General features: G+C 71.5%; 5 protein-coding genes. All 5 read left to right on the forward strand.

Translation table 11 applies throughout. The annotated features are described in order from the left end of the window. Nucleotides 1-309 precede the first annotated feature (309 nt). Complete coding sequence (gene pyrR / locus VMN58_09860; protein ID HUF33498.1) at nucleotides 310-888, forward strand: bifunctional pyr operon transcriptional regulator/uracil phosphoribosyltransferase PyrR; 579 nt, start codon at nucleotides 310-312, stop codon at nucleotides 886-888. A gap of 69 nt (nucleotides 889-957) precedes the next feature. Next, nucleotides 958-1899: an aspartate carbamoyltransferase catalytic subunit gene (locus VMN58_09865; protein HUF33499.1), complete on the forward strand. Its 942-nt coding sequence runs from the start codon at nucleotides 958-960 to the stop codon at nucleotides 1897-1899. Further along, complete coding sequence (locus VMN58_09870) at nucleotides 1892-3175, forward strand: dihydroorotase (protein ID HUF33500.1); 1284 nt, start codon at nucleotides 1892-1894, stop codon at nucleotides 3173-3175. Before VMN58_09865 ends, VMN58_09870 begins: the two co-directional genes overlap by 8 nt. Continuing rightward, nucleotides 3172-4266 carry a glutamine-hydrolyzing carbamoyl-phosphate synthase small subunit gene (gene carA, locus VMN58_09875; protein HUF33501.1) on the forward strand — a complete coding sequence of 365 codons (1095 nt, stop codon included), beginning with the start codon at nucleotides 3172-3174 and terminating at the stop codon, nucleotides 4264-4266. The genes VMN58_09870 and carA overlap by 4 nt, the downstream gene beginning before the upstream one ends. Continuing rightward, the coding region (gene carB, locus VMN58_09880) for a carbamoyl phosphate synthase large subunit (protein HUF33502.1) at nucleotides 4256-5070 on the forward strand (815 nt) is incomplete at its 3' end. The genes carA and carB, both read left to right, overlap by 11 nt.

Raw genomic sequence — 5070 nt, forward strand, 5'->3', positions numbered from 1 at the left:
GATGGCCGTCTACGAGCTCGGCCACCGTCCCGACGTCCCCACCGGGGCGATCATCTCCGAGGCCGTCGAGCTGGCCAAGCGCTACTCCACCGACGACTCCGGCAAGTTCGTCAACGGCATGCTGGGCCGCATCGCCGAGCAACTCCGCCCCCAGACCTGATCTCGCCCATCTGTTCTCGGCACGTTCCCTGCTCCTCCGGCTCGCGGCACGTGCCGAGAACCGCCGGCAGGGCGGGCGCTGCCCTGGTAACATCTGCACCTGACCGTGAAGCGGGTCCCGAGAGGCCCGTACGGACAGGAGCGTGTGGCTTGGCAGAGCGCGAACGCAGGACGACGCCCCCCTACGGGGGCGTTTTCATCGCCCGGACCCGGGTCATGGACGCCGACGACGTGCGGCGGGCCGTCACCCGCATCGCCCACGAGGTCATCGAGCGCAACGCCGGCCTCACCGACCTCACCGTGATCGGGTTGCAGACCGGCGGGGTCTTCCTGGCCGAGTCGCTGGCCGCCGCCCTCGAGCACATCGACGGCACCGAGGTGCCGGTGGGCACGCTCGACGTGGCCTTCCACCGCGACGACATCGGCCTCCGTCCGGTGATGCCCGAGGCGGTCACCGACATCCCCGGCGACCTCACCGGCCGCACCGTGGTCCTCGTCGACGACGTGCTCTTCACCGGCCGGACCATCCGGGCCGCTCTCGACGCCCTCACCGGCTTCGGCCGCCCCCGGGCGGTGCAGCTGGCCGTCATGGTCGACCGGGGCCACCGAGAGCTGCCGATCCGGCCCGACTACGTGGGCAAGAACCTCCCCACCCGCCGGGACGAGGCGGTCGACGTCCACCCCGACGGCGTCGACCTCGGCGACATCATCAAGGAAACCCGCAGGTGACGGAGTGAAGCTCGAAGTGCTGAACGATGCAGCGACCCGACCTGTCCTCCCGCGGGGGAGCGCAGCAGAGTGAAGCATCTGCTCTCTGTCGCCGACCTCGGGGCCGACGGCATCAACGAGATCCTCGACCTCACCGACTCCTTCGTGGAGGTCAGCGAGCGCCGGATCCCCAAGATCCCGACCCTGCGGGGCCGGACCGTGGTGTCGCTGTTCTACGAGGAGTCGACCCGCACCCGGCTGTCGTTCGAGTCGGCCGCCAAGCGGATGTCGGCCGACACCATGAACTTCAGCGTCGGCGCGTCGTCGGTGAAGAAGGGCGAGTCGCTGCGCGACACCATCCTCACCATCGAGGCCATGGGCGTCGACGCCATCGTCGTGCGCCATGGCTCGGCCGGGGTGCCCTGGCAGCTGGCAGCGTGGGTGGGGGCCAGCGTGATCAATGCCGGCGACGGCTGGCACGAGCACCCCACCCAGGCCCTGCTCGACTGCTACACGATCCGCGAGGAGCGACGCCGCCGTGGCCTCGGCACCGGCTTCGACGGCCTCCACGTGGCCATCGTCGGCGACGTGAAGCACAGTCGGGTGGCCCGCTCCGACACCCTTGCCCTGGCCGCGCTCGGCGCCCGGGTGACCCTGGTCGCCCCCCCGACCCTCCTGCCGCCGGCGGTGGGCACCTGGCCGGTGGAGGTCAGCCACGACCTCGACACCGTGCTGCCGAAGGTCGACGTGGTGCAGGTGCTGCGCATGCAGAAGGAGCGCCAGACCGAAGCGCTGCTCCCCTCGCTGCGCGAGTACACCGCCACCTACGGCCTGACCCGCGACCGCGCCCGGCTGCTCGGCGACGACGCCCTCGTGATGCACCCGGGGCCCATGAACCGCGGGGTCGAGATCGCCGCCGAGGTGGCCGACCTGCCCCGATCCGTCATCGTCCGCCAGGTGGCCAACGGCGTCGCCGTGCGCATGGCCGTCCTGTTCCTGCTGCTCGGCGCCGGAGGTGAGAACGTTGGCTGATGCCACGCTGGTGCTGAAGGGCGGCCGGGTCGTCGACGAGGCAGGGTCACGAGATGCCGACGTCGCCATCGCCGCCGACGGCACCATCGCTGCCGTGGGCCCCGGCCTCGACGGCGGGCGCGTGCTCGACTGCAGCGGCTGCGTGGTCGGCCCTGGCCTGGTCGACCTCCACAGCCACCTCCGCCAGCCCGGCCTCGAAGAGGCGGAGACGATCGAGACCGGCTCGCGCGCCGCCGCCCTCGGCGGCTACACCGCGGTGGTTGCCATGCCCAACACCACCCCGGCGATCGACAGCGCCGGTGTGGTCCGCGAGGTGCTCGAGCTGGCCCGCACCGCCCTCTGCGATGTGCACCCCGCCGGGGCCATCACCAAGGAGCGAGCCGGCACCGAGCTGGCGCCGATGGCCGAGATGGCAGCGCTGGGCGTGCGCCTCTTCACCGACGACGGAGCAGGCGTGCAGGACAGCCGGCTCATGCGCCGGGCGCTCGAGTACGCCTCGGCCCTTGGGGTCACGCTTGCCCAGCACTGCGAGGATGCCGGGCTCTCCACCGGCGGCTACATGCACGAGGGCGAGTGGTCGAGTCGGCTCGGGATCCCCGGCCAGCCCGCCGAGGCCGAGGAGCTCATGGTGGCGCGCGACATCGCCCTGTGCCGCCTCACCAAGGCGCCGGTGCACTTCCTGCACCTCTCCACCGCCGGGTCGGTCGCCCTCGTGCGCGCCGCCCGGGCCGAGGGCTTGCCTGTCACCGCCGAGGCCGCCCCCCACCACTTCACCCTCACCGACGCCGCGGTGGCGACCTACGACCCGGTGTTCAAGGTGCACCCCCCGCTGCGGACCGACGTCGACGTCGCTGCGGTCAAGGCCGGGCTGACCGACGGCACGATCGATGCCATCGCCACCGACCACGCCCCCCACACGCTTGAGTCGAAGGAGGCCGCCTTCGACGAGGCGCCGCCGGGCATGATCGGTCTGGAGACGGCGCTGCCCCTCGCCCTCGGCGAGCTCGGGCTGCCGATCGAAGCTGTGCTCGGCCTGCTGTCGTGGCGCCCCGCCCGCATCGCCGGCCTCGCCGACGCCCACGGCGGCCCCGTGGTGGAGGGACGGCGGGCGAACCTCTGCGTGATCGACCCCGCTGCGACCTGGGTGGTCGACGCCGCGGCGATGGCGAGCCGCAGCCGCAACACGCCCTACGCCGGGCGCAAGGTCACCGGACGTGTTCGCCACACGCTGCTTCGGGGAGAGCCAGTGGTCGTGGATGCGGAGGCCCAGCGATGAACGACATCACCGAGACCCAGCTCGTCCTTGCCGACGGTGCCGTCTTCGAGGGGGAGGCGTTCGGCGCTCCCGCCGAGGTCGCCACCGGCGAGGTCGTCTTCAACACCGTCCTCACCGGCTACCAGGAGGTCATCACCGACCCCTCCTACGCCGGTCAGATCATCACCTTCACGTACCCCCACATCGGCAACTACGGGGTGACGCGGGACGACGACGAGTCGCGCCGGCCGTTCTGCCGCGGTGTGGTCATCCGCGAGCTCGCCCGCCGCCGGAGCAGCTGGCGGGCCGAGGGCGACCTCGATGGCCTCCTGCGCCAGGCAGGGGTGCCCGGCATCGCCGGCATCGACACCCGGCGCCTGACCCGCCACCTGCGCGACGCCGGCTCCATGCCGGGCGCCTTCGGTACCGCCGATGAGGCGACCCTCCGCGCTGCCGCCGAGGCCGAGGCCGGCACCACCGGTATCGACCTGGTTGCCACGGTGACGACCGACGAGGCGTACACCGTCGGCCGGGGCCCCCGCCGGGTGGTGGCCTACGACCTCGGCATCAAGACCACCATCCTCCGCCACCTGAGCGGCCTCGCCACCGTGGAGGTCGTGCCCGCCTCCACCCCGGCATCCGAGGTGCTGGCCCGCGAGCCCGACGGCGTGTTCATCTCGAACGGCCCCGGCGACCCCGCATCGGTGCCCCATGTGACCGAGTCCATCCGCGAGCTGCTCGGCGAGGTGCCGGTGTTCGGCATCTGCCTCGGCCACCAGCTGCTGGGCGCCGCCCTCGGCGCCGAGACCTACAAGCTTCCCTTCGGACACCACGGCGGGAACCACCCGGTGAAGCGCCTCTCCAACGGCACGGTGGAGATCACCAGCCAGAACCACAACTTCGCCGTCGCCGAGGGCACCATCGGGTCGGCCGACGTGACCCACGTGAACCTCAACGACGGCGTCATCGAGGGCATCGCCTGCCGCGACATCCCCGCCTTCAGCGTCCAGTACCACCCCGAGGCCGGGCCCGGACCGCACGACGCCCGCTACCTCTTCGACGAGTTCGAGGCGCTGATGCACCGAGTGAAGGGTGAGGCCCGTGCCTCGTAGGGACGACATCCACACGATCCTGCTGATCGGCTCCGGCCCGATCGTGATCGGCCAGGCCTCGGAGTTCGACTACTCCGGGACCCAGGCGTGCCGGGTGCTGCGCGAGGAGGGCTACCGCGTCGTCCTCGCCAACTCGAACCCCGCCACGATCATGACCGACCCCGAGTTCGCCGATCGGACCTACATCGAGCCGCTCGACGTCGAGGTGCTCACCGCCATCATCGAGGCCGAGCGGCCCGATGCCCTCCTGCCCACCCTCGGCGGGCAGACGGCGCTGAACCTGGCCATGCAGCTGGAGGAGCAGGGCATCCTCGAGCGCTACGACTGCGAGCTCATCGGGGCCAACGCCGAGGCGATCGCCACCGCCGAGGACCGCGAGCGCTTCAAGCGGGCCATGATCGAGATCGGCCTCGACGTGCCGTCGTCGGGCACGGCACACACCCTCGACGACGCCGTTCGCGTGGCCGAGGAGGTCGGCCTGCCCTGCATCATCCGCCCCGCCTACATCCTCGGCGGCAAGGGCACCGGCATCGCGGCCACCCCCGAGGAGCTCAAGCGCATGGCCGCCCTCGGCCTCGAGGCCAGCCCCATCTCCGAGATCCTGATCGAGAAATCGATCGCCGGGTGGAAGGAGTACGAGCTCGAGGTCATGCGCGACCGGGCCGACAACTGCGTGATCATCTGCTCGATCGAGAACCTCGACCCGATGGGCGTGCACACCGGCGACTCCATCACCGTGGCGCCGGCCCAGACCCTCTCCGATGTCGAGTACCAGCGCATGCGCGACGCCGCCTTCGCCTGCAT

It is taken from the genome of Acidimicrobiales bacterium, from assembly GCA_035512495.1.
Taxonomy (GTDB): domain Bacteria; phylum Actinomycetota; class Acidimicrobiia; order Acidimicrobiales; family CADCSY01; genus DATKDW01.